Below are 2,193 nucleotides of genomic sequence, written 5' to 3' on the forward strand. Positions count from 1 at the left end.
CAGGGCCATGGCCAGCTTGAACATCGGGTCGTTTTGCAGGCCCAGTTCCGTCAGCACTTCGTGGCAGGTTTCACGCATCAGCTTGGCGCGTGGGTCGTAGTTCTTGTACACGCGGTGACCGAAGCCCATCAACTTGACGTTGGAGTTCTTGTCCTTCACCTGCGAGATGAACTCGCCGATCTTCTCGACGCCACCATTGCGCTGGATGTCTTCCAGCATGTTCAGGGCAGCTTCGTTGGCGCCGCCGTGAGCCGGGCCCCACAGGCAGGCCACGCCAGCAGCGATGGCGGCAAACGGGTTGGTGCCGGACGAACCGCACAGACGCACGGTCGAGGTCGAAGCGTTCTGCTCGTGGTCAGCGTGCAGGATGAAGATGCGGTCCATGGCGCGCACCAGCACGTCGTTGACCTTGTACTCTTCGCAAGGCGTCGCGAACATCATGCGCATGAAGTTCTCGGAGTACGACAGGTCGTTCTTCGGATAAACGAAGGGCTGGCCGATCGAGTACTTGTAAGCCATGGCCACGAGCGTAGGCATCTTGGCGATCAGGCGGATGGCCGCGATCTGACGGTGCTCGGGGTTGTTGATGTCGGTGCTGTCGTGATAGAAGGCCGACAGCGCGCCCACCAGACCGGTCATCACAGCCATCGGGTGTGCATCACGACGGAAGCCGCGCAGGAAGAACTGCATCTGCTCGTTGACCATCGTGTGGTTGGACACGCGGGCGACGAAATCCGACTTTTCAGTTGCATTGGGCAGTTCGCCGTTCAGCAGCAGGTAGCAGGTTTCCAGGAAATCGCAGTTGGTGGCCAGCTGCTCGATGGGGTAGCCGCGATACAGCAGTTCGCCCTTGTCGCCATCGATGTAGGTGATGGTCGAGTTACACGAAGCGGTGGACAGGAAGCCGGGGTCATAAGTGAACTTGCCGGTCTGGCCGTACAGCTTGCGGATGTCAATCACATCCGGGCCGACTGAACCCTTGTAAATGGGCAATTCCATGCTGGGGCTGCCGTCTGAAAACGACAGGGTGGCTTTCACGTCGGACGGTGTCATGAGCACTCCTAGGGGTCGGTCTTGTGTGGGAGAAATTATCGGTGACTAGGGAAAAATCCTTAGCCGGCATTATGGGTCTTAGTCCACGCCCTTCAGCCATTTGACTGAGGGGATCAAACCAGACGAAAAAGCCAGACTCAGGCCTTGGCAACCCGCATCATCGACAGCACCTGCGTGACTTCTGAATTCACCAGATCGCCTTCAGGCTCCTTGCGGGCCAAAAGCAGATCCAGCAGATCATTGTCTGACAGGTCCATCAATTGAAGCAAGCCTTGGACCAGGCCTGTGGTCAAACTCTCGCCATGCTTGTCAAAAAACTTGTCGATGAACAAGTCGTTTTCAAGCAAACCCCGACGGCAACGCCAGCGCAGGCGCCTCAGCACATCCGCATCGGGTGTCTGGTCGGCTGCTGGGCTGGTGTCGGTCATCGGGTTGGTTCTTCGAGGTCTAAAACAGTCGGGGGCGCGTGTTGATCGTGTCGAGAAGACGCGATCAGACGGCGCGCTTGACCATCAGTTCCTTGATCTTGCCAATGGCCTTCGTGGGGTTCAGGCCCTTCGGGCAAACATCCACGCAGTTCATGATGGTGTGGCAACGGAACAGACGATAGGGGTCTTCCAGATTGTCCAGGCGCTCTGCCGTGCTTTCATCGCGGCTGTCGGCGATGAAGCGGTAGGCCTGCAGCAAGCCGGCGGGGCCCACGAACTTGTCGGGATTCCACCAGAAGCTGGGGCAGCTGGTCGAGCAGCTGGCGCACAGGATGCACTCGTACAGACCGTCGAGCTCTTCACGCTCTTCAGGCGACTGCAGACGCTCTTTTTCAGGCGGCGGCGTGTCGTTGATGAGGTAAGGCTTGATCGAGTTGTACTGCTTGAAGAACTGGGTCATGTCCACGATCAGGTCGCGGACCACAGGCAGGCCAGGCAGCGGCTTGAGCACGATCGTGCCGGGCAGCGTGCGCATGTTGGTCAGGCAGGCCAGACCGTTCTTGCCGTTGATGTTCATGGCGTCCGAACCGCACACGCCTTCGCGGCAGGAGCGGCGGAACGACAGGGTCGGGTCCACAGCCTTGAGCTTGACCAGGGCGTCCAGCAGCATGCGCTCGTGACCGTCGAGTTCGATCTCGATGGTCTGCATGTA

General features: G+C 59.0%; 3 protein-coding genes. All 3 read right to left on the reverse strand.

Features of this window, described 5'->3' with window-relative positions:
- Window positions 1–1,053: citrate synthase (gltA, locus tag EPO09_RS01650; RefSeq protein WP_290639522.1), on the reverse strand; the 1,053-nt coding region annotated here is incomplete at its 3' end.
- A 137-nt stretch (window positions 1,054–1,190) separates the two neighbouring features.
- A complete protein-coding gene (locus EPO09_RS01655) occupies window positions 1,191–1,481 on the reverse strand; it encodes a succinate dehydrogenase assembly factor 2 (RefSeq protein WP_290639524.1) in 291 nt (96 codons plus the stop codon).
- A gap of 64 nt (window positions 1,482–1,545) precedes the next feature.
- Window positions 1,546–2,193, reverse strand: a 648-nt coding sequence (locus tag EPO09_RS01660) for a succinate dehydrogenase iron-sulfur subunit (protein WP_290639526.1), incomplete at its 5' end; no start/stop codon positions are given.

Origin of the sequence: Aquabacterium sp. (genome assembly GCF_004297345.1) — a bacterium.
Classification (GTDB): Bacteria; Pseudomonadota; Gammaproteobacteria; order Burkholderiales; family Burkholderiaceae_C; genus Aquabacterium.

Coding starts and splice junctions, on each gene's coding strand:
- EPO09_RS01655 (WP_290639524.1), bottom strand. CDS start 1,481: ATGACCGACACCAGCCCAGCAGCCGACCAGACACCCGATGCGGATGTG.